Origin of the sequence: Wenyingzhuangia fucanilytica (assembly GCF_001697185.1) — a bacterium.
Classification (GTDB): Bacteria; Bacteroidota; Bacteroidia; order Flavobacteriales; family Flavobacteriaceae; genus Wenyingzhuangia; species Wenyingzhuangia fucanilytica.
In genome coordinates, this window is the sequence record NZ_CP014224.1 from 3041343 (window position 1) to 3064084 (window position 22742).

Here is a 22742-nt window from a genome sequence, read left to right on the forward strand (position 1 = left end):
AAGTGTAAAAAATAGTTTTTGTTAATTTTCTTTAATAAATCTTTTTGTTAATAATCAAGTCCTCCCCATTTAGCATCACCTAAGTAATCCTGTACGGTTCTAAACCCTATATAACTTTTTGCAGAATCTGCATATTCATAATCTCTTGTACTTACTTCTAAAAAATAAGCGATATCTTTCCAAGAACCTCCTCTTATTACTTTTCTCTTATTTGCAGGATCATCAACATCTGCATTTAAAGAACTTGTAATATAGGCTGCTGTAGTATTATAGGCTGTTGATGTCCATTCCGAAACGTTTCCGGCCATGTTATACAAACCATAATCATTAGCCTTAAAAGATTTTGCTTCTACAGTGTAGGTAAATCCATCTGCAGCAAAATTATTTCTTTTAGGTTTAAAATTGGCCAAGTAATAACCATTTCTATCAGTTACATAAGGACCTCCCCAAGGAAATTTTCCGTTTTCAATTCCACCTCTGGCAGCAAACTCCCATTCTGCTTCAGTAGGTAATCTAAAAGTCGGAACTTGTACACCAGAACCTATCGTTCTTAAAAAATCATCTTTCTTTTTTGTTCTCCAATTACAGAAAGCTTTAGCCTGATTCCAAGAAACTCCAACTACTGGATATTCTTCAAAAGCAGCATGCCAAAAATAATTATCAACCATAACATCGTTATGAGAATACTCAAAATCTTTTGCCCATACCGTAGTATCTGGATAAACATTTATGTCTACCTCAGCATAGTTATTCTTTTTAGCAATGTTAACCTTATTTTGTTTTGTGTTGGCTATATAAGAGTATTTTAACAGCGTAACATCAAACACCTTCATTCCACCCACATCTTCTTGCGGTAAATACAATTGATCCATAACCTCGGCATATCCTTCGTCTGGATATTCATCAGTTTTCCAATATAAAGGAACTTCCCAATTTAAAGGCAGTGTTCCTTTATGGTTTTGTTTTATTGTTCCATAGGTCTTTAACATATAATTTTGATAAGGGGTATACTTATCAGGATCGGCATCAGCCTCTGCATCTATATATTTATAATCTGCAATACCAAAATCGGATTTATCCCCTAAACCTGAAAAACCTTCTGCATAATTAGCCAATTCTGATCTCACGATAGAATCTCTAACCCAATACACAAACTCTTTATATTCGCTATTGGTTATTTCAGTATCATCCATAAAAAACTCTTTAACAGCAACACTTCTAGGAGGCATTTCAAATCCACCCCATCTGTTTTCTTCTGTTTTCCCCATTGTAAAAGAACCTCCAGGTACTAATACCATTCCAAAAGGCTTTTCAGCAAACCATGGATTTTCAGATGTTGCTCCTACAAGTTCTCCTTTATCTCCAAACCCACTACAGCTTACTAGCGTAATGTATACTATGGATAAGAACAGTATTTTCTTCATATTATCTTGTTGTATCTTTTTTATAGAATTGCGTAAACTTAGAAAAAAAATCTAACTCAACAATGAAACTGCGAGTCATATTCTTTCAATATAAACCTATGATATCTTTCTATGTACATTAAACCATCTTTCTGGCACTTTTTGTTCTATGGTGTTTAAATAATCATCATAGGAACAAGGCACCAATACATGTCTTTTATATTTGGATTGTGTAGGGATATCAACCTGCATCCACCATCTTTGACTTTTATCACTTTGATAAAAACTAATCACTTCATTTTCAAAAGGGACTAAATATTTTAAATAACTATCTTTTGAACCATATGGGTAATCATTTGTTCTTAATGAATAACCCTCGATAAAATACCAAATTACTTGAGAAATTAACTTACTTGTTTGATGATTTACATCAAATAGTTTGTTGTACTCATATATCCCAAAAGAGGTTACTTTATCACTAATTCCTGCATACCTAGCAATTGCACAAATATCATCTCCATATAATCCATTTGGATTAGCATTTCCGTTTGCTGGTGCTTCACTACATCTTACTACACCCATATCAATAGCCACAATATCCGCATCTCTCATTACTGGCTCAACAACGGCAATATCTTTTAAGGCTCCAACTCTAAATGCTTCAAAAGACAAACCTTCTATTAAAGAAATTTCCTCTTGAGCGTTGTAATAGGTTTGAAATCCTAAATTAGCGTAATTGAACAAGTTACAAGGTTGTTCTAAAATGATTTTACTTAAATATGAGTTTGAGTTTAAATCATCTTCTATATTTCCAAAACTAAATTTTGGACTTGCAACTGCTAAATTTACCGCTTGATCTAATTGATTATATCCTCTATAATTGGCATAAATCAAATCTTGCCCACCTCCAATAATGATTGGCAATACGTTTCTTTTTAACAAAAAATCAACCGTTTCTTGAACAGCGTAATAGGTATCTTTTATTTCATTACCTGGTAAAATGGTTCCCAAATCCACAATTGAAACACCCCAATTCCCTGTATATAATTGATACAATTGTTTACGAATATCATCAGCACCAATGCCTGTTCCCTCATTACCTACAGCACCTCTCTCCTCTCTAACATCAAAAAAAGCCAAGTTTACTTTGTCCAAATCAGGAAAACCCAACTCTTTTGTATGCTTCACTAATTGGCAACCCAACATTTCCTTAGAAGTCTCCTTAAAAGAAAGTACTTCAGCAGATATCGGTGTAAAAAAATCTTGAATCATAACTTTGATGAAATACTATTTTTTCTTGGTTGTTTTTTTAACTGGTGCTTTTTTTGCTCTTGTTTTCTTCTTAGGAGCATTTTTTTCAATAATATCCTTTACCTCTTCTAACGTAAGAGCAGGTGCATCTATTGTCTTGGCAAGTTCAATTTTTGTTTTTCCTTTAATAATATTGTGTCTTCCCCAACGAGCTTTCTCTACTCTAATTCCTTCTTCTTCCCAGTTATGAACAACTTTATCAATTTCTTTTTGTTTCTTAACCTCAATTAATTCAACAATATCATCATAAGTTAAATTATCAAAATCGTATTTTTTATTTACGTTGATAAAAATATTATTCCACTTGATAAAAGGTCCAAAACGCCCAACTCCTTTTTGTACAGGTAGATTTTCATACTCTGCAATTGGAGCATCGGCTTTAATCTTAGCTTCTATCAACTCAACAGCTCTGTCAAAATCTACAGACATTGGATCTTCTCCTCTATCTAAAGAAACATACATTGCCCCATACTTGATATAAGGACCAAAACGTCCATTAGAAACCACGGCCTCTTCTCCTTTATATTCTCCTAAATTTTTAGGTAATAGAAACAAATCTAAAACCTCATCTAAAGTAACTGTTCCAAGGTTTTGCTCTTTTAACAAACTAGCAAATTCTTTTTCTTCATCATCGGGACCTCCAATTTGAGCCAAGGGTCCAAATTTTCCTAAACGAACCAAAACTGTTTTTCCAGATTCTGGATGCTTTCCTAAAATTCGCTCTCCACTTTCTCTATCGGCATTTTCTGCTACATCTTTTACATTGGTATGAAAACCTTTGTAAAAATCTTTAATCATTCCAATCCACTCCTCATTTCCTTCTGCAATCTCATCAAACTGAGCTTCTACTTTTGCAGTAAATCCGTAATCAAGAATTTTTTCGAAATGCGCTACTAAAAAGTCATTTACAATGTTTCCGATATCAGTTGGAACCAATTTTCCTTTATCAGAACCTACTTTTTCTGTTAAAGTTTTTGAAGCAACTTTATCATTTTTTAAGACAAATTGCTCATAAGCTCTTTCTTCTCCCTCAACAGTTCCTTTTTCTACATAACCTCTACGTAAAACAGTAGAAATAGTTGGAGCATACGTTGACGGACGTCCAATTCCTAATTCTTCTAATTGCTTTACCAAAGATGCTTCTGTAAACCTATATGGAGCTTTAGTAAAACGCTGTGTAGCGGTAATATATTCGTGCTCTAAAACATCACCTACTGTTAAACGTGGTAACATTCCATCTTGCTCTTCATCTTCGTTATCGTTTCCTTCTAAATACACTTTTAAGAAACCTTCAAACTTGATCATTTCACCGTTTGCAGTGAAAACTTTTGTGTTTTTATTATTTTCAATTTTAACGTTAGTACGTTCCAATTGTGCATCACTCATTTGAGAAGCCAAAGTTCTTTTCCAAATCAAATCATACAATCTATTTTGATCGTATTCTTCATTGATTTCATGACGTGTCATATCTGTTGGACGAATCGCTTCGTGCGCTTCTTGTGCTCCTTTAGATTTGGTATTGTAATTTCTTGGCTTGCTAAACTCTGCTCCATAAGATGCTGTAATTTCATCAGCTGCTGCTTTTTTAGCCTCATCAGATAAGTTTACACTATCTGTTCTCATGTAAGTAATAATCCCGGCTTCGTATAAACGTTGCGCAACTGTCATGGTTTTTGATACAGAAAACCCTAATTTTCTTGCCGCCTCTTGTTGTAAAGTTGAAGTGGTAAATGGTGCTGCTGGAGATTTTTTTGCAGGTTTGGTTGTTAAATCTGCAATTTTAAATTCTGCACCTATACATTGTTTTAAAAACGCTTCGGCTTTTTCTCTTGTTTCAAAAGCTTTTGGCAAAGTAGCCTTAAAACTTTTTCCTTCATCGTTATAAAACTCAGCAACAACCTTATAGCTTGCCTCACTTACAAATTCTAAAATACTACGTTCTCTTTCTACAATTAAACGTACCGCAACCGATTGTACTCTACCTGCAGATAACCCTGCTTTTACTTTTCTCCATAAAACAGGAGACAATTCGTATCCTACAATTCTATCTAACACTCTACGTGCTTGCTGAGCATCAACTAAATTATAGTTAATTTTTCTTGGGTTTTCTACCGCTTTTAAAATAGCTGATTTGGTAATTTCATGAAAAACAATACGTTTTGTATTATCATCATTTAATTTAAGTTGTTCTTTTAAATGCCAAGCAATAGCTTCTCCTTCACGGTCCTCATCACTCGCTAGCCAAACAGTTTCTGCTTTTTTTGCTAAAGATTTTAATTTTTTGACTACCGCTTTTTTATCATCCGAAACCAAATATGTTGGTGAAAAATCTCCATCAACATCAATTCCCAATCCGTTTGACGGTAAATCTGCAATGTGCCCAAAACTAGACTCCACTTGAAAATCCTTTCCTAAAAACTTCTCTATTGTCTTTGCCTTTGCAGGTGACTCTACTATTACCAGATTATTCGCCATAAATAATTTACCTCTTTTAAAATCTCTAATTTCACACAAAAGTAGGGAGAAAAATTAAAACGAAAATTTTAATTCCTTAATTTAAGTATATTCTTAACAACATCTCTTCTGACATCTTGTCATAAATCACAATAATTATTGTAAATTTGCATCCTTAGAAAATCACATAAAATGAGTAGAGTTACAACAGAAGAAAAGATTATTGATGCTAATAAGCAAGGGCATCCGCTTTCTACTGACTTTAAAGAAGGTAACACCAAAAAACTTTATATAGAAAGTTATGGTTGCCAAATGAATATGAATGATAGTGAAATTGTTGCTTCTATTTTATCAGAAACAGGATACAACACTACTTTAAACTTAGAAGAAGCAGATCTTGTTATGGTCAATACTTGTTCTATTCGTGAAAAAGCAGAACAAACCATTCGTAAACGTTTGCAAAAATACAATGCTATCAAAAAAATTAATCCTAACATGAAAGTTGGTGTTTTGGGTTGTATGGCAGAGCGTTTAAAATCTAAATTTTTAGAAGAGGAAAAGATTGTAGATTTAGTAGTAGGTCCTGATGCATATAGAGACATCCCTAATCTTTTAGAAGAAGTAAACGAAGGTAGAAATGCTGTAAATGTTATTTTATCTAAAGAAGAAACTTATGCTGATGTTTCTCCAGTTCGTTTAAATTCTAATGGAGTATCTGCTTTTGTTACTATTACTCGTGGTTGTGATAACATGTGTACTTTTTGTGTAGTTCCTTTTACTCGTGGTAGAGAAAGATCTAGAGATCCACAAAGTATTATTTCTGAAATTAAGGATTTACAAGCCAAAGGATATAAAGAAGTGACCTTATTGGGTCAGAATGTAGACAGTTATCTTTGGTATGGTGGAGGACTTAAAAAAGATTTTGACAAAGCAAGCGATATTGCCAAAGCTACTGCTGTTGGATTTGCTGATTTGTTAAAAATGGTTGCTAGTACTTTTCCAGAAATGTGGGTAAGATTTTTTACCAACAACCCACAAGACATGGACATTAATGTACTTCACACCATGGTTAAATATCCTAATATTTGTAGATATTTACATTTACCTGTTCAATCTGGAAGCACTACTGTGTTAGAAAGAATGAACCGCCAGCACACTCGTGAAGAGTACATGGAATTAATTGACAACATTAAAACTTTATTGCCAGACTGTGCTATTTCTCAAGATATGATTGTTGGTTTTTGTGGTGAAACTGAAGAAGAACACAAAGACACCTTATCTTTAATGGAATACGTAAACTACGATTACGGATTTATGTTTGCTTATTCAGAAAGACCAGGAACATTGGCCGAGAAAAAATTCCCAGATGATGTACCTGCTGAAGATAAAAAGAGACGCTTACAAGAAGTAATTGATTTACAAAGAAAAATGAGTCTTGCCAACACTGAAGCTTATTTAGGACAAACAGTTGTTGCTTTAATAGAAGGAAATTCTAAAAAATCTGATCAACATTGGATGGCTAGAAACTCACAAAACTACGCTATTGTTTTCCCTAAAGGAGATCAAAAAGTAGGAGATTTTGTAAAAGTTAAAATTACAGATTGTACTTCGGCAACATTGTTAGGAGAATATGTAAGTCACTCATAATTATTTAGCATTATCAAAAAAACTATTATGGAATCTGTTCAAGTAATTAAACAGCGTTTTGGAATTATAGGAAACGATCCCAAATTAAATAGATCTATAGAAAAAGCTACCCGTGTAGCCCCTACAGATATTTCTGTATTGGTTGCTGGAGAAAGTGGTGTAGGAAAAGAAAGCATCCCTAAAATTATCCATCAATTATCACAAAGAAAACACAATAATTATATTGCTGTAAACTGTGGTGCCATTCCAGAAGGAACTATTGATAGTGAATTGTTTGGACACGAAAAAGGAGCTTTTACCGGAGCTACCAACACTCGTAAAGGATATTTTGAAGTTGCCAATGGAGGAACCATTTTTTTAGATGAAGTTGGTGAACTCCCTTTAACTACTCAAGTAAGATTATTACGTGTTTTAGAAAATGGTGAATTTATTAAAGTTGGTTCTTCAGAGGTTCAAAAAACTGATGTTAGAATTGTAGCAGCAACCAATGTAAAAATGGTTGAAGCTATTAAAAAAGGAAAGTTTAGAGAAGATTTATACTATAGATTAAGTACGGTAGAAATTGAGCTTCCTCCTTTAAGAAACAGAAACGAAGACATCCACTTGTTGTTTAGAAAGTTTGCTTCTGATTTTGCTCAAAAATATAAAATGCCAACTGTCCGTTTAACCGATGATGCTATAGATTTATTAATTAGATACCATTTTCCGGGAAACATCAGACAATTGAGAAATATTGCTGAACAAATATCAGTAATAGAAGAAAACAGAAATATTGACGCTAATAAACTAAAACAATATTTACCTAATTTAAGCTCTTCAACACTTCCAATGATTATTGACGAAAACAGTAATTCTTATGGCGAAGAAAAATCAGGACTTTTAAAAATGATTTATGATTTAAGAGCTGAATTAAACGAGTTGAAAAAGGTAACTTTAAATATTATGCACGGAAGCAAAGTAAAAGAATCCGAGGCTTTTTTAGAAACCTCTTCTACCAAAACGCTTGCTCCAAGTCCTAGCATTAACAACAACTCAAATCTAGTTTCATTTCATAATGATGATGACGACCTTAGAGAAGATGATGACGAAGAGTACTATATAGAAACCGTAGAAGAAGATGAAAATCTATCTTTACAGGATAAAGAAATAGAAATGATTAAAAAATCTTTGGAGCGCAACAGCAACAAACGTAAGTTAGCAGCCAAAGAATTAGGAATTTCTGAAAGAACTTTATACCGAAAAATAAAACAATATAATTTATAATTATATTTACCCATAAGCCATTTGTTATGTTAAAAAAAATCTTATCAAAATTTATTCTATTCACCTCTCTACTTACAGTTATTAGTTGTGGAATTTATAGTTTTACAGGAGGTGATACTGGTAATGCTAAAACCATTCAAATTGATTTTTTTAACAACAATGCCAACTTAGTAGAACCTAGTTTAAGTCAAGCATTTACATTGGCTTTACAAGATTTTTTCATCACTCAAACCAATTTAGATTTGGTAAAATCTAGCGGTGATTTACAGTTTGAAGGAGAAATTACCCGATACACCATTACCCCTATGACTGCTACTGCAGACCAAACAGCAGCACAAAACAGATTAACCCTAGAGGTTAACGTTCGTTTTTACAACAGAACAGATGAGAAAAAAAACTTTGAAAAAAAATTCAGCCACTTTTATGACTACGATGCCAACACCATTTTACAGGGTGCTAATCTAGAAGCGGCTTATGACGAAATTTTCGAAAGAATTACTCAAAATATTTTTAACGCATCTATAGCCAACTGGTAAAACCATGCAAGAATTTACACAAGCAATTAAATCACAAAACATAGAGACTCTAAACCTAGAGACTCTAGAAAATATTGCTGATAAATTCCCTTATTTTCAACTAAACAAAACACTTTTATTAAAAAAATACCATCAGCAAGAACATTTTAAATATAATAATGCTCTTAAAAATGTAGCTGCACATACTGTTAATAGAGAAATTCTTTTTGAATTTATCACCCAGATTGAAGAAACCAAACCTCAAGAAAAGATTTCTAAGATAGTTGATGAACAAAACATAACCAATGAACCACTTGAGGCAAATACTCCTCAAGAAAAAATTGAACAAGAAGTTGCACAACCTTTTCAGTTTACCCATTCAGAAAAACACAGCTTTAACCAATGGCTTCAAATTTCTAATCCTACACCCATAAAACGTAAGGATTCTATAGAAAAAAATGAAACTGAAAAAGTTAGCAATCCAAAGTTAAAAATCATCAATCAATTTATTAGCAACAACCCTAAAATAAGCCCTATCAAAAAAAACACCCCTATTGATAGCACTACCGTTGCAAACAGTAATACTGATATTTCTAATGAGCTTATGACCGAAACTTTAGCCAAAGTTTATCTTGCTCAAAAAAAATATGAAAATGCAATTCAAGCCTACAAGATTTTAAGTTTGAAATATCCAGAAAAAAGTAGTTTATTTGCAGACCAAATACAAAGAATCAAAATATTACAAAATAATAAATTATGACTTACAACCTATTGTTAATAGTAATCATGGTAGTAGCAATACTACTTATTTTAATTGTACTAGTTCAAAACCCTAAAGGAGGAGGATTATCGTCTTCATTAACTGGAGGTTCTGGTGGTACTATTGGAGGTGTTCAAAGCACAAACAACTTTTTAGACAAAGCAACTTGGACTTTGGCTATTGCTTTATTAGCATTAATTTTATTATCTAGTTTAGCAATTCCTAGAGATGAAGCTAGCAAGTCTGAGTTACAAAACACTATTCAACAAAGAGATGAAGTAGCTCCTATTGATGATAACGCTGCTGACATTGACGATATTATGAATGAAAGTGCTCCAGCGGCTGAGGAATCAACTGAAGAATAAGCACTATTATTACCATACAAAAATGTCATCATGTCACTACATGATGACATTTTTTTTTATACTTATGCCAATCGGCAATTGGCACACTTTTCGAATAATAAAGAATCAATAATAACTTTTAAATATTAAATAATATGAGCATTAACATTAAACCATTAGCTGATAGAGTTTTGGTAGAGCCAGCTCCAGCGGAAACAAAAACTGCTTCTGGATTAATTATTCCAGACTCTGCAAAAGAAAAACCTTTAACAGGTACTGTTGTAGCAGCGGGTAAAGGGACAAAAGATGAGCCTATTACTGTAAAAGTAGGGGATACTGTTTTATACGGTAAATATGCTGGAACTGAGTTAGCTTACGAAGGAAAAGATTATTTAATCATGAGAGAGAGCGACATTTTCGCAATCATCTAATAAAAAATTTTACACAAAATGGCAAAAGACATTATTTTTGATATTGAAGCAAGAGACGGTTTAAAGCGTGGAGTAGATGCATTGGCAAATGCAGTAAAAGTAACCTTAGGACCAAAAGGTCGTAACGTAGTTATTGGTAAAGCTTTTGGAGGACCACACATTACTAAAGATGGAGTTTCTGTTGCTAAAGAGATTGAATTATCTGATCCTTTAGAAAACATGGGAGCGCAAATGGTAAAAGAAGTGGCTTCTAAAACCAACGATTTAGCTGGTGATGGTACTACTACTGCAACTGTATTGGCACAAGCAATTGTACAAGAAGGATTAAAAAACGTTGCTGCTGGTGCAAATCCTTTAGATTTAAAAAGGGGTATTGACAAAGCTGTAACATCAATTGTAGAAGGATTAGCAGAACAATCTAAAGAAGTGGGTTCTGACTCTAGTCAAATTCAACAAGTAGCGGCTATTTCTGCAAACAACGACAATTCTATTGGTGATTTAATTGCCGAAGCTTTTGGAAAAGTTGGAAAAGAAGGTGTTATTACTGTAGAAGAAGCTAAAGGAACCGAAACTTATGTTGATATTGTAGAAGGTATGCAATTTGACAGAGGTTATTTATCTCCTTACTTTGTAACCAATTCAGAAAAAATGTTGGCTGAATTAGACAATCCATATATTTTATTATACGATAAAAAAATCTCTAACCTTAAAGAGTTATTACCAATTTTAGAACCTATTTCTCAAAGCGGTAAACCTTTATTAATTATTGCTGAAGATGTTGATGGTGAAGCCTTAGCTACTTTGGTGATGAATAAATTACGTGGAGCCTTAAAAATTGCTGCTGTAAAAGCGCCAGGATTTGGTGATAGACGTAAAGCAATGTTAGAAGATATAGCTATTTTAACAGGAGGTACTGTTGTTTCTGATGAAATGGGATTGACTTTAGAAAATGCTACTTTAGAAGTTTTAGGAACTGCTGAAACTATTACTATTGATAAAGACAATACTACTATTGTTAACGGATCTGGTTCTTCTGAAGCTATTGAGGCGAGAGTCAACCAAATTAAGGCTCAAATTGAAACAACTACTTCTGACTACGACAAAGAAAAGTTACAAGAACGTTTGGCTAAATTAGCTGGTGGTGTTGCTGTACTATATGTAGGTGCTGCATCTGAAGTAGAAATGAAAGAAAAGAAAGACAGAGTTGACGATGCCTTACACGCAACTAGAGCTGCTGTAGAAGAAGGTATTGTTGCCGGTGGAGGTGTTGCACTTGTTAGAGCTAAAGCTGCATTAGCAAATATAGAAACAGACAACAGTGATGAAAAAACTGGAGTTGCTATTGTAAACAGAGCTATTGAAGAACCTTTAAGACAAATTGTAAGCAATGCAGGTGGTGAAGGATCTGTAGTAGTTGCTAAAGTAATTGAAGGTGCTGCTGATTTTGGTTACAACGCTAAAACTGAAGAATACGTTCAAATGTTTGCTGCCGGAATTATTGACCCTACCAAAGTTACTCGTGTTGCATTAGAAAATGCTGCTTCTGTTGCTGGTATGATTTTAACAACTGCATGTACGTTAATTGATATTAAAGAAGATGCTCCTGCAATGCCAATGGGTGGCGGAGGAATGCCAGGAATGATGTAGTCATTACTTTATAAAAAAAGAAAATCCCAACTCAATGAGTTGGGATTTTTTTATACAATACCTTTTTAGGTTTATTCAATTTTAGAATATATTACTTCTAAATTAGGTGTTTTATCTATATTATCTGTATTGTCGGTATCATTACTTAACAACAAAGCTCCTTTTGGTATAGATGAAGATAAATTTATACTAGTATTTTCTGTAGTTTCTCTAGCCTTTATTCTTAACTCAGCCACTTCTCCTTCTGCCAAAGCCGCCTTTATAAAGTCTGTGATATAAAACAAAATATAAGGATGCTCTTCGTTTTCTATATCCTCATAACCAACAACTCCGTTAACATCTCCTACTCCAAGCGTTATATAATCATTTACAACAGCTAAAGTTCCATCACTCTTAATACCATATAAGTAAAAACTCTGTAAAGTTTGGTCGTTTATTTCATCAACATAAATTTTTAATTTTGCTTGATTGATAAGCCAATTTTCAGATTGAGAAGCGACACTGTTTGCTGTAATGAAACTAGAAATATCAACAGACGTTTCATATCCTCCAGCACCTTGTACATATACTTTATCTGCTTCGTTACTATTTGCATGATCATGTTCGTACAAATCATAAACAACACCTTGAAACTTAAAAGTTAATTCCTCATTTGTTTCGGTATTTAAAGCATCTGTATTTTTATACATAATTCTTAACCTAGCCAAAGACAAGTTAAAAGGAACTGCATACCCTAAACCATCTTTTGTAGCAGTTACTTTTAAACCTTTAAAAAACAATCTAAAGTCTTCGCTATTGCTAATATCCAAAGCATCTAACTCGTTTAATTTAGATTCAAAATAAGTGTTATCTAAAGTAATTTTTAGAGTATCTGCTTCTGTATAAGAAACACCTAAAAAAATATTTTCTCTAGAACCTAAAACAGTTTCTGTTCCCAAATCTTCTTTACTAGCAGCATCATTAGTTCCATTAGAATAATAAACCCTAGAAGCCCCATTGGCGTTTAGCTGCTCTAAATAAGTTGTAAATGTAGAAACGGTAACATCAATGCTTGAATTGACATCTCCTACAAAATTAGCTACATCAAATTCTATTGTTGAATCTTCTTTATTAACCAATGTTAGAGGTAGTTCTAAAGTAACCTCAACATCAGAAGTAGTAACTTCTCCTGGAGTTTCTGCAGTAGTTCTTTTTAACGGATAAAGACTAGGTGCTAATTGCCCTACAATTGAAGCCTTTAAGTTCCCTAATTTAGCATCTGTATACTCTCCTAACAAATAAGTACTAAGTAAGTTGGTTCTTACAGTATCAATATTAACCGTAGATAAAACAGGCTCTAGGTTGATGGTATCTTTAACAAAATTATTGTTATTGATTAACCCACCGGTTGTTGTTACTACATCATTTGTACAACTCATAAAAAAAACCATAGTACCAAAAGCTGCTATGGTTTTTAAAGATTTTCTTTTTAAAAGATTCATATATTTCTTTTAGTTTAAAACTTTTTCTGTGTAAAATTCTAAATATGCTTCTGCAAATGTATCTTCTGTTTGATAATCAAGATATGGTTTTTCTAAATCATCTAAATAATCTTCTAAATCATCATTTACAAATCTACTTGCTTTGATGACTGCATCAGAATTATCTATTGCACTTTTGATGATATTTGCAAATGTTGGATTTTCTAACACTTTTGATTTTTCATCAGAAATTTCATCAAAACGCACTTTGTTTGCTAAACTATTATCTAAAGTTCCTTCAAACTCATTATCATAAACTGAAGTTACAATTTTTGTATTGGCAAACAAGGCATCGTCTTTATAATATTCTTTTAGATACAATGGCAATAAACATGCCATCCATCCATGTACATGAATAATATCAGGAGCCCAGTTTAATTTTTTAACTGTTTCTACAACACCTTTTGCAAAAAAGATAGCTCTTTCGTCGTTATCTGCAAATAGTTCATCTTTATCATCAGTAAAAGTTGCCTTTCTTTTAAAGTACTCTTCGTTGTCAATAAAATAAACTTGCATTCTTTCTTTAGGGATAGAAGCTACCTTAATAATTAAAGGCATATCCATATCATTAACAACTAAGTTCATTCCTGAAAGTCTTATTACTTCGTGTAATTGATGTCTTCTTTCATTAATCAAACCGAATCTCGGCATAAAAATTCTTGTTTGTACTCCCTTGTGATGGGCTTTTTTTGCCGCCTCGAAAGACATTTCTGACATTTCTGTTAAAGGTGTATATGGGGTTACCTCACTAGAAACGTATAAAACTCTCTTGTTCTTCATAAATCATTCAATTATTGAATATAATTTTGCAAAAATACGAAAAATTACCCAATATACAGGTATTTATAGTAAGTTTGCAGTTGCTTAAAAGTAAACATCACGAATGAAAGTATTCTCTATCAAAGAATTAGCTAATTCTTACATTTCAGACCTAAAATCTAAAGGGCTTACTGTTGGTTTGGTTCCTACTATGGGAGCATTACACGAAGGTCATTTGTCATTAATTGAGAATGCCAAGAAAAACAATGATGTTGTTGTGGTTAGTATTTTTGTAAATCCAACCCAATTTAACAACCCTGAAGACTTAGAAAAGTACCCTAGAACACTTGACGAAGATTTAGAAAAGCTAAAAAACGTAAATTGTGACATTGTATTTACTCCAAATGCAGATGAAATGTACGATAAAAATGAGGTTGCAGAACTTTTTGATTTTGATGGTTTAGACAAAGAAATGGAAGGAAAGTTTAGGGACAATCATTTTAATGGTGTAGGAACAGTTGTTAAAAAATTGTTTAACATCCTTAAACCAAACAATGCATATTTTGGGGAGAAAGACTATCAACAACTGCAAATTATTAACAAACTAGTTAGCATTACAAAACAACCTGTAAATATTATTGGTTGCGCTATTGATAGAGAAGATGATGGATTAGCACGTAGCTCAAGAAACATGCGACTAACCACCGAGCACAGAAACAGCGCTGCTTTTATATATAAAACCATTACCGAAGCTAAAGAAATGATCAATTCATCTTCTCCAAAAGAGATTGAAGAATGGGTGAATAATCAATTTAAAAGCCATCATAATTTGGTACTTGAATACTTTACTATTGCTGATGAAAGTAATTTAAAAAGCGTAACTGCTTTAGATCAAAATAAAAAGTACAGAGCTTTTATTGCGGTTTTTGCAGGAGAGATAAGATTGATAGATAACATTGCCTTATAAATTATTATAAAAAGTTATAAGGTAAATTAAGATATAAATAATTAATTTTGCACCATGCAAATTGAAGTAGTAAAATCTAAAATACACAGAGTCAAGGTTACCGGAGCTGATTTAAACTATATTGGTAGTATTACTATTGATAAAGCTTTAATGGAAGCCGCTAACATGATTGAAGGAGAAAAAGTATCCATAGTAAACGTAAACAATGGTGAGCGTTTAGATACTTACATTATTCCTGGAGAAAAAAATAGTGGTGAAATTACTTTAAACGGACCTGCCGCTAGACGTGTTGCTCCGGGTGATATAATCATTATTATTTCTTACGGATTGATGGATTTTGAAGAGGCTAAAAACTTTAGTCCTTCTATTGTATTTCCTAACGAAGAAACTAATACCCTTACTTAATATTGAAACCTAGTGCTAAAAAAACATTAAAAACAGTATTTCCTCTTTTATTAGGTGCTTTTTTAATTTGGTTATCACTTTCTAAATTTACTCAAGAAGAACTAACAGAAATTAAACATTCCTTTTACAACGCTAATTATTGGTGGATTGGTTTGTCTTTATTTTTAGGTTTTCTTAGTCATGTCTGTAGGGCTTATCGTTGGAAATTTATGTTAAAACCCTTAGGTTACAATCCAAAATTTCACAACAACGCTATGGCTGTTTTTGTAGCTTACTTGGTTAATTTAGGAATTCCAAGAGCAGGAGAATTTACAAGAGCAGCAACTATTAATCAGTACGAAAATGTTCCTTTTGAAAAAGCTTTTGGAACTATTGTTGCCGAAAGACTAGCAGATATGGTAGTCTATTTACTTTTAATAGTCTTAGCTTTTTTTGCACAATACGAATTAATTAAAGAGTTGATTATTGATAGAATCCCTCCTAACCCTATACTACTAGGTGTTGTTGGATTGATTCTTTTAGGTGTTGCTTATGTGCTTTTTAATGCCATCAAAAAATCAACAAAACCTCTTTTTGTAAAAATAAGAACTTTTGTGATTGGCTTGGTAGAAGGAATTCAAACCCTGTTTACCATGGAAAAAAAGTGGACTTATATATTTTACACTTTTTTAATTTGGGCGCTATATGTTTTGATGTTATATGTAGTAATTTATGCTTTTCCAGAAACTAGCCACTTAGGATTGGACGCCATATTAATCTGTTTTATTATGGGTACTTTTAGTTTTGCAACTACTAATGGGGGAATTGGAGCTTATCCATATGTTATGCAACAAGCACTTTTATTATACGCCATTCCAGAAACTATTGGAGCTAGTTTTGGTTGGATTGCATGGACCTCTCAAACCGTATTGGTAATTGTTTTAGGTGGATTATCATTTTTATTCTTGCCTATTTTAAATAAAAATAAGTATTGAGTAACGAGAAAAACTTAATATTTCATTTTTATTACATTTACAACTTTCAACTTTTACCTACTTTACAAACTGCTTAATAATGGCTAAAACAAAAACAGCATACTTTTGTCAAAATTGTGGTACACAACATGCTAAATGGATGGGACAATGTGGTACTTGCAAAGAATGGAATACCATTGTTGAAGAAGTAATAACTAAGGAAGAAAAATCCGATTGGAAAATAGACACCGAACCTAGAAAAGCCAATGTTGCACTAAAGGTTAAAGATATCGAAATTCAAAACGAAGTTCGATACAATGCCGTTAGTACAGAATTAAACAATGTTTTGGGTGGCGGAATTGTACCAGGATCTATTATTTTATTAGGTGGTGAGCCAGGAATAGGAAAATCTACCTTAATGCTCCAAGTGGCTTTAAGCATGAAACACAAAGTTTTATATGTTTCGGGAGAAGAAAGTCAAACCCAAATAAAATTAAGAGCAGAACGCGTTCAAAATTTAAATCAAGATTGTTTGATTTTGACCGAAACCAACACCCAAAAAATATTTAAAGCCATACAAATAGAACAACCAGAAATTTTAGTGATTGATTCTATACAAACTCTACATACAGATTATGTAGAAAGTTCTGCTGGATCTATCTCTCAAATAAAAGAAACCACAACTGAGTTGATTAAGTTTGCCAAAGAAACAGGAACTCCTGTTTTGGTTATTGGTCATATTAACAAAGAAGGAAGTATTGCTGGACCTAAAATTTTAGAACACATGGTTGATGTTGTTTTACAATTTGAAGGAGATAGAAACCATACTTACCGAATTTTAAGAGCTTTAAAAAATCGTTTTGGATCTACTCAAGAATTAGGAATTTTTGAAATGCGTAGTGGTGGTTTACGTGAAGTAAAAAACCCTTCAGAAATATTAATTTCTAAAAAAGATGGAGATTTAAGTGGAACTGCTATTTCTGCTACCCTAGAAGGTATGCGCCCTTTAATGATTGAAGTACAAGCTTTGGTAAGCACAGCAGTTTATGGTACACCGCAACGCTCTGCCACAGGGTACAATCTAAAACGTTTAAACATGATATTAGCCGTTTTAGAAAAAAGAGCTGGTTTTAGATTAGGGGCAAAAGACGTATTCTTAAACATTACAGGAGGTATTTCTGTTGATGATCCTGCGATTGATTTAGCTGTAATAGTTGCAGTACTATCTAGTAACGAAGACGAACCAATTCCACAAAATTATGCTTTTGCCGCAGAAGTTGGTTTAACTGGAGAAATTAGACCAATCAACAGAGTAGAACAAAGAATTACCGAAGCAGAAAAATTAGGTTTTGAAAAAATATTTATATCAAAATTCTGCAAAGTTTCCCAAAAGGAGAGCAATATCGAAATCATTAAAATAAGCAAAATAGAGGATTTGGTGGATATGCTTTTTTAACTGACTTGGTAAATATCCTAACTTCTTTTTAAAAGCTACAGTAAAATGTTGAGGATTTTTATAGCCCACCTCATAAGATGCTTGAGCAATAGTATAGTTTTCCTCTAAAATTAATTTTTTAGCCTTTTCTATCCTTAAAGAGGTTATGTATTTAAAAACAGTTGTTTCATAAACATTTTTAAATGTTTTTTTAAACTTAGAAGTATTTAAACCTGCTATTAAAGACAATTCAGAAATATTTAACTCTTTCTTTAAATGTGAGTGGATATAGTGTTCTACCTTTTTTAAATTTTCTCTATCATCAGAACTTAACTCGAATACATTTTCTTCAGTCTTATTTTTTATTAAAGACAACAAAACTAATTCGGTTAGTTTGGCCTCCATAAAAGATTGTTTTGCAATACCATCAAACGAACTTTGTAAACATTCATCAATAATTGCTCTTAACTGAATACTCATATTTAATCCTCCATCAAAAAAAGCAAAAGGCAAACTTTCCTTTTTTGCCTTATGATAGTTTTTAAAAGAATTTATAAAACAATATCCTAACTTGTTTTGTATAAAAGTTTCTGAAAAATAAATATTTAAAACATGTTTGTTTTTTGTAGTATACCTATATAAACGTTTTGATGTAGGAATATAAAAAAGGTTATAACTATTACTAGACAAAGAAAAACTAGAAACTTCTTCCTCGTTAAAACAACATGTAACATTTCCTTCTAACACAAATTGCAACAACAAAACAGGTTCGCTTTGCTGCACTTCCAATGTTGAATTTTCTGTATTATTGTTATTATAATCTTGACACAATACATAAGCATTATTTAAATGTGTTTCTGTTACAAGACCTACAACCCCTTCATCAAACTCAGAATACTCGTACTCCTCTATACCAGAATTTTTAAAATCTTTTTTAAAAACTTTAACCAATTCTCCCTTATTACATTCTGAACTTTTAAAACGAATTTCCATTAATTCTTTTTGCGTTATAATAAATTCCTATCGCGTTATATAGAACCTTTCTACATAGCATACTTTTGCAAAAGTAATTTATTTTTATCAAATCTAAATAAGATGCTTAGTAAAATTCACATTCTTTTAATTTTCTTCCTAGCCACTCTAGCTGGTTTGGCTCAAGGACGACATAGCATAATTACAGGAAAAGTGATTGCTAAAGATGGAATGCCTTTATTAGGAGCCACTGTTTTGGTAGACGGTAATAAATATGCTACCGTAGCAAATGATAAAGGAGAATACATCATCCATAATATTTCTGAAGGAAAACACATTGTACAAGCATCATACATGGGTTTTACTCCTGAAAAAAAAGAAATATTTGTCACCAAAAATAAAAGACATCAAAATATAGGTTGCGACTTTTCTTTAAAAGAAAACTCCGAAGCCTTACAGCAAGTAGTTGTGAAAGCTAAAACTGAAAAAACAAAAATAGAAACTGAGGGTTTTGCGGTAAACGTAATAGATACCAAAGAAGCATCTTTAAGAAACTTAACAACTAATGAACTATTAGACAGGTCTGTTGGTATACGTATAAGACAAAATGGAGGAATTGGGTCTAATGTAGAATACAACTTAAATGGTATGTCTGGAAGTGCTGTTGGAATATTTCTTGATGGATTAGAAATTTCAACTTACGGGCAATCTTTTAACCTTAACAACATACCAACTTCTATGATTGAACGCATAGAAGTTTACAAAGGAGTATTGCCATCACACCTTACTGGTGATTATGCAGGTGGAGCCATAAATGTGGTGTTAAAAAAAGATGTCTCTCAAAACAACATTACTTTAGCTACATCTTACGGATCGTTTAACACTTCTCAGTCTGATGTTGGTGCAATTATACGTGACAAAAAAACAGGTCTTGCATTTAGAGGTAGTGCCTTTTATACTTACACAGATAATAGTTATGAAACCTGGGGTAACTCTACAACTTATGTAAACCACTTAGGACAAATTACCAGACCATATCGTGCCAAACGTTTTAACAATACTTACAAAGCACTTGGAGGACGTTTTGAAGTTGGCTTTGCAGACACTAAATGGGCAGATCAATTTTTTATAGGTTATAATGGATCAAGTAATTACAGAGAAATTCCTCATGGTGTTACTATGTCTGTTCCATATGTAGGTAGGTTTAATGAAACAGAAGCTCATGTAATGTTGCTTAACTATAGTAAAAAAGATTTACTAACAAAAGACTTAACATTAAACGTAAATGCTGCAAGAAGTTATAGAAGCACTTATTTACAAGACACTGTTGGTATTGCATATAACTGGGATGGAAAGCCAAGAGAAGTTATTGAGTTTGGAGAAAGAGTTCCTCTTAAAACACTTAATGGTGGGCAACAAGGGAAAAAAGTAATTTCAAACACAAATAGAAAAATCACCAACATGCGTTCTAACTTAGGATATTTGTTGACTGATGGACACAAAATATCTCTAAATCATAAGTACGAGTCTACAGATAGAGAAGACCAAGATTTATTAAATCCAAGCAAAGAAGATTTAGCAACATTAAGTACAATCTCTCAACACATAATTTCTTTTAATTACGAAGCAGAAAGCTTTAATAAAAGGTTATTAACAAACTTTTTAGGTAAATACACATATAACCACACAAATCAAACAGAATACCAAATTTCAACTTCAAACGGAGTGAATTCTATTGTAAAAAAAGATACAGTTTCAACGAACTCTAATTTTGGATACGGAGCTACTATATCCTATAATGTTATCCCAAATTTATACCTTATTGCTTCTACGGAAAGTTCTTATATATCACCTATTGACAACCAACTATTTGGAGCTGCAGAATTAAACATCCTTCCTAACACCAAATTAAAACCACAAAAAAACGTCAACTACAATCTAGGTTTTCGTTTAAACGCAGTAACATTTTTAGACAAACACAAAATATCTGTTTATGCAAATTCTTTTTGGCGTAATGGTTACGACATCATTACCAAACAAGCGGTTGACGTATCAGAAATTGAAGAGGAGGCAGATGCAGACATACAAGTTACCAAATACGTAAATCTTGGAAAAACCCAAACATTGGGTTACGAAGTAGAACTTATATATATATACAACAACAGGTTAAATGCATCTTTTAATTTTTCAAAATTCAACAATCTATCTAAAGATGAACCATATTACAACCAACAAGTAATTAACGAACCTTTTTTTACTGTTAATACTAATTTTCAATATAGATTCAATGATTTATTTCAAAAAAAATCAATATTAAACACCTATTATACAGTGGGATATGTTCAAGAGTATTACACTGTCTGGGGACAACCAGAATGGTCTAAAACCCCATATCAAATTTCACATGATGTTGGATTAAGCTATCGTTTTCCGTCTAAAAAATTAGTAGCAAGTCTAGACGTTAAAAACATATTTAACGCTCAACTCTATGATAATTTTAACATACAAAAACCAGGTAGAGGAATCTATTTCAAATTAAACTACACAATCAATAAATTTTTATAATAAAATAAATTAATAACATGAAAAAAGATCTATTTAAAATAGGATTATTAAGTATCGCTTTAGCTTTAGGAAGCTGTAACGATGAGGAAATAACAGGAACAGAAACCTCTCCAGAGGATACCACACGTTACATTACCTTAACAGGTTCATTCCCTGATGACACTGGAACAGGAGGAAATGGAGGAACTCGTGCTTATGGAATAACATTAGAAAATGCAGCTGACCCAAATTACGAAGTAGATCTTTTTAAAATAGAAGACGGAGTATTTGTAGAAGGTCTTGGTTTAAAATCTAGCCGTACCGCTCGTGTACAAGCATCGGCAGATGGTAAATACTTATACAACATACAGTATACAGGTACAGAAGGTGGTGTATTTAACAAATATGCTGTTGGTGAAGGAGCTAATTATCAAGAAGTAGGATACGAATTAAATACAGCTGCAATTTTAGGAACATCACCTCGTTGGATGAAAGCTGCAGAAGGTATTGGTATTGGTGTTTATGCTAGTTCTTATGATGTAAAATATGAAGGTGAAGCTGGAAATTACACTTTTGTAAGTGCTGATAGTGAAATAAAAATAGCTGTTTTAGATTTAGATCAAACTGCCATTATAAACACAGCAATATTTGATTTTCCTTGGACAGATCAAGAAAGAGCTGCTGGTTACAATGTAGGACGTGTAGATGTACCTATCTTAAACGCTGCTAAAACTAAACTTTTTATTGGATGTAGAACAAGAAAATATGACGTTACTGCTACTCCTACTTTAGATGATGATGGTATTCCAGTATGGCCTTACGGTGAAATTGAAGGGACAAAAACTTTAGTATTAGATTACCCTTCATTAAAAAACCCTACGGTTATTACTTCTACAAACTCAACAGAAGTTAACAATTCTTACCGTACTATGACACAATATGTGGGTACAGATGGTCATGTATACCAAGCAACTGCTACATCAGGTGCAGATATTTTACGTATTAGTAGTGCAACTAATGACTATGACCAAAGTTATCATTTTGACTTAAACGATGCTATTGGTGTTACAGGAGCACAAATTAAAGCTTGGAGATATGTTAAAAACGGTATAGGTGTTGTTTTATACACATTAGCTGATACAGCTGGAGGATACGTTGCTTTAATTGACTTAAACAATCCATCAAACTCAGTTAAATTAGCAACAGATGTTGAGACTGATGCAGATTTATCAACTTCTTTACGTCAGTTCCAATACATTGGTTTGGTTGGAGATATTGCTTATGTTCCATTAACTCCTTCAGGTAAAACAGGATCACTTTATCTTATAAACACTCAAACAAAAGAAATTACAAAAGGAGCTACTCTAAAAACTATTGCTGGTAGTTATTATTTAGGAGCATACTAAAAAATT

The 22742-nt window shown here is 32.6% G+C and carries 19 protein-coding genes; 13 read left to right on the forward strand and 6 right to left on the reverse strand.

Going from position 1 to position 22742, the window contains the following annotated elements; all coding sequences use genetic code 11:
• Positions 1 to 47: 47 nt before the first annotated feature.
• From porK to topA, 3 genes are all read right to left on the reverse strand, one after another.
• Entirely contained in the window at positions 48 to 1424 is a 1377-nt protein-coding gene (porK, locus tag AXE80_RS12540; RefSeq protein WP_068827875.1) for a T9SS ring complex lipoprotein PorK/GldK, read from the reverse strand.
• Between the two features lie 96 nt (positions 1425 to 1520).
• Positions 1521 to 2675, reverse strand: a complete 1155-nt coding sequence (locus tag AXE80_RS12545; protein ID WP_068827877.1) for a formimidoylglutamase — start codon at positions 2673 to 2675, stop codon at positions 1521 to 1523.
• Between the two features lie 15 nt (positions 2676 to 2690).
• Positions 2691 to 5189 (reverse strand): type I DNA topoisomerase, encoded by a 2499-nt coding sequence (gene topA / locus AXE80_RS12550; RefSeq protein WP_068828899.1) that lies wholly within the window; start codon positions 5187 to 5189, stop codon positions 2691 to 2693.
• A gap of 171 nt (positions 5190 to 5360) precedes the next feature.
• Here topA and miaB point away from each other — a divergent pair, with 171 nt between their 5' ends.
• The 7 genes from miaB to groL all read left to right on the forward strand — a co-directional run bounded on the left by miaB (position 5361) and on the right by groL (position 11775).
• Positions 5361 to 6815, forward strand: coding sequence for a tRNA (N6-isopentenyl adenosine(37)-C2)-methylthiotransferase MiaB (gene miaB, locus AXE80_RS12555; protein ID WP_068827879.1), 1455 nt, complete (start codon positions 5361 to 5363; stop codon positions 6813 to 6815).
• 27 nt (positions 6816 to 6842) lie between these two features.
• Positions 6843 to 8078: a sigma-54 interaction domain-containing protein gene (locus AXE80_RS12560; protein WP_068827881.1), complete on the forward strand. Its 1236-nt coding sequence runs from the start codon at positions 6843 to 6845 to the stop codon at positions 8076 to 8078.
• A gap of 26 nt (positions 8079 to 8104) precedes the next feature.
• Positions 8105 to 8614, forward strand: a complete 510-nt coding sequence (locus AXE80_RS12565) for an LptE family protein (protein ID WP_068827883.1) — start codon at positions 8105 to 8107, stop codon at positions 8612 to 8614.
• A 4-nt stretch (positions 8615 to 8618) separates the two neighbouring features.
• On the forward strand, positions 8619 to 9353 hold the full coding sequence (locus AXE80_RS12570) for a hypothetical protein (RefSeq protein ID WP_068827885.1): 735 nt from the start codon (positions 8619 to 8621) through the stop codon (positions 9351 to 9353).
• Positions 9350 to 9718: a preprotein translocase subunit SecG gene (gene secG / locus AXE80_RS12575; protein WP_068827890.1), complete on the forward strand. Its 369-nt coding sequence runs from the start codon at positions 9350 to 9352 to the stop codon at positions 9716 to 9718. Before AXE80_RS12570 ends, secG begins: the two co-directional genes overlap by 4 nt.
• A gap of 134 nt (positions 9719 to 9852) precedes the next feature.
• Positions 9853 to 10128, forward strand: coding sequence for a co-chaperone GroES (locus tag AXE80_RS12580; protein WP_068827892.1), 276 nt, complete (start codon positions 9853 to 9855; stop codon positions 10126 to 10128).
• Between the two features lie 18 nt (positions 10129 to 10146).
• Complete coding sequence (gene groL / locus AXE80_RS12585) at positions 10147 to 11775, forward strand: chaperonin GroEL (RefSeq protein WP_068827894.1); 1629 nt, start codon at positions 10147 to 10149, stop codon at positions 11773 to 11775.
• A 71-nt stretch (positions 11776 to 11846) separates the two neighbouring features.
• On the opposite strand, the gene AXE80_RS12590 is transcribed toward groL, so the two are convergent.
• Entirely contained in the window at positions 11847 to 13256 is a 1410-nt protein-coding gene (locus tag AXE80_RS12590; protein WP_068827896.1) for a DUF4270 family protein, read from the reverse strand.
• Positions 13257 to 13265: 9 nt separating this feature from the next.
• Positions 13266 to 14075 carry a glycogen/starch synthase gene (locus AXE80_RS12595; RefSeq protein ID WP_068827898.1) on the reverse strand — a complete coding sequence of 270 codons (810 nt, stop codon included), beginning with the start codon at positions 14073 to 14075 and terminating at the stop codon, positions 13266 to 13268.
• Between the two features lie 103 nt (positions 14076 to 14178).
• On the opposite strand from AXE80_RS12595, the gene panC reads away from it, so the two are divergent.
• The 4 genes from panC (at position 14179) to radA (ending at position 17835) form a co-directional block, all read left to right on the forward strand.
• The gene (gene panC, locus AXE80_RS12600) at positions 14179 to 15021 is read left to right on the forward strand and encodes a pantoate--beta-alanine ligase (protein WP_068827900.1); all 843 of its coding nucleotides are present in this window, start codon (positions 14179 to 14181) and stop codon (positions 15019 to 15021) included.
• A gap of 54 nt (positions 15022 to 15075) precedes the next feature.
• Entirely contained in the window at positions 15076 to 15426 is a 351-nt protein-coding gene (gene panD, locus AXE80_RS12605) for an aspartate 1-decarboxylase (RefSeq protein ID WP_068827901.1), read from the forward strand.
• 2 nt (positions 15427 to 15428) lie between these two features.
• Complete coding sequence (locus tag AXE80_RS12610) at positions 15429 to 16400, forward strand: lysylphosphatidylglycerol synthase transmembrane domain-containing protein (RefSeq protein ID WP_083194670.1); 972 nt, start codon at positions 15429 to 15431, stop codon at positions 16398 to 16400.
• Between the two features lie 79 nt (positions 16401 to 16479).
• Entirely contained in the window at positions 16480 to 17835 is a 1356-nt protein-coding gene (gene radA / locus AXE80_RS12615) for a DNA repair protein RadA (protein ID WP_068827904.1), read from the forward strand.
• Here radA and AXE80_RS12620 read toward each other — a convergent pair.
• Positions 17746 to 18807, reverse strand: a complete 1062-nt coding sequence (locus AXE80_RS12620; protein WP_068827906.1) for an AraC family transcriptional regulator — start codon at positions 18805 to 18807, stop codon at positions 17746 to 17748. The genes radA and AXE80_RS12620 overlap by 90 nt on opposite strands.
• A gap of 102 nt (positions 18808 to 18909) precedes the next feature.
• On the opposite strand from AXE80_RS12620, the gene AXE80_RS12625 reads away from it, so the two are divergent.
• Positions 18910 to 21351, forward strand: coding sequence for a TonB-dependent receptor (locus AXE80_RS12625; RefSeq protein WP_068827908.1), 2442 nt, complete (start codon positions 18910 to 18912; stop codon positions 21349 to 21351).
• 17 nt (positions 21352 to 21368) lie between these two features.
• Positions 21369 to 22736: a hypothetical protein gene (locus AXE80_RS12630; RefSeq protein WP_068827910.1), complete on the forward strand. Its 1368-nt coding sequence runs from the start codon at positions 21369 to 21371 to the stop codon at positions 22734 to 22736.
• Positions 22737 to 22742 lie beyond the last annotated feature (6 nt).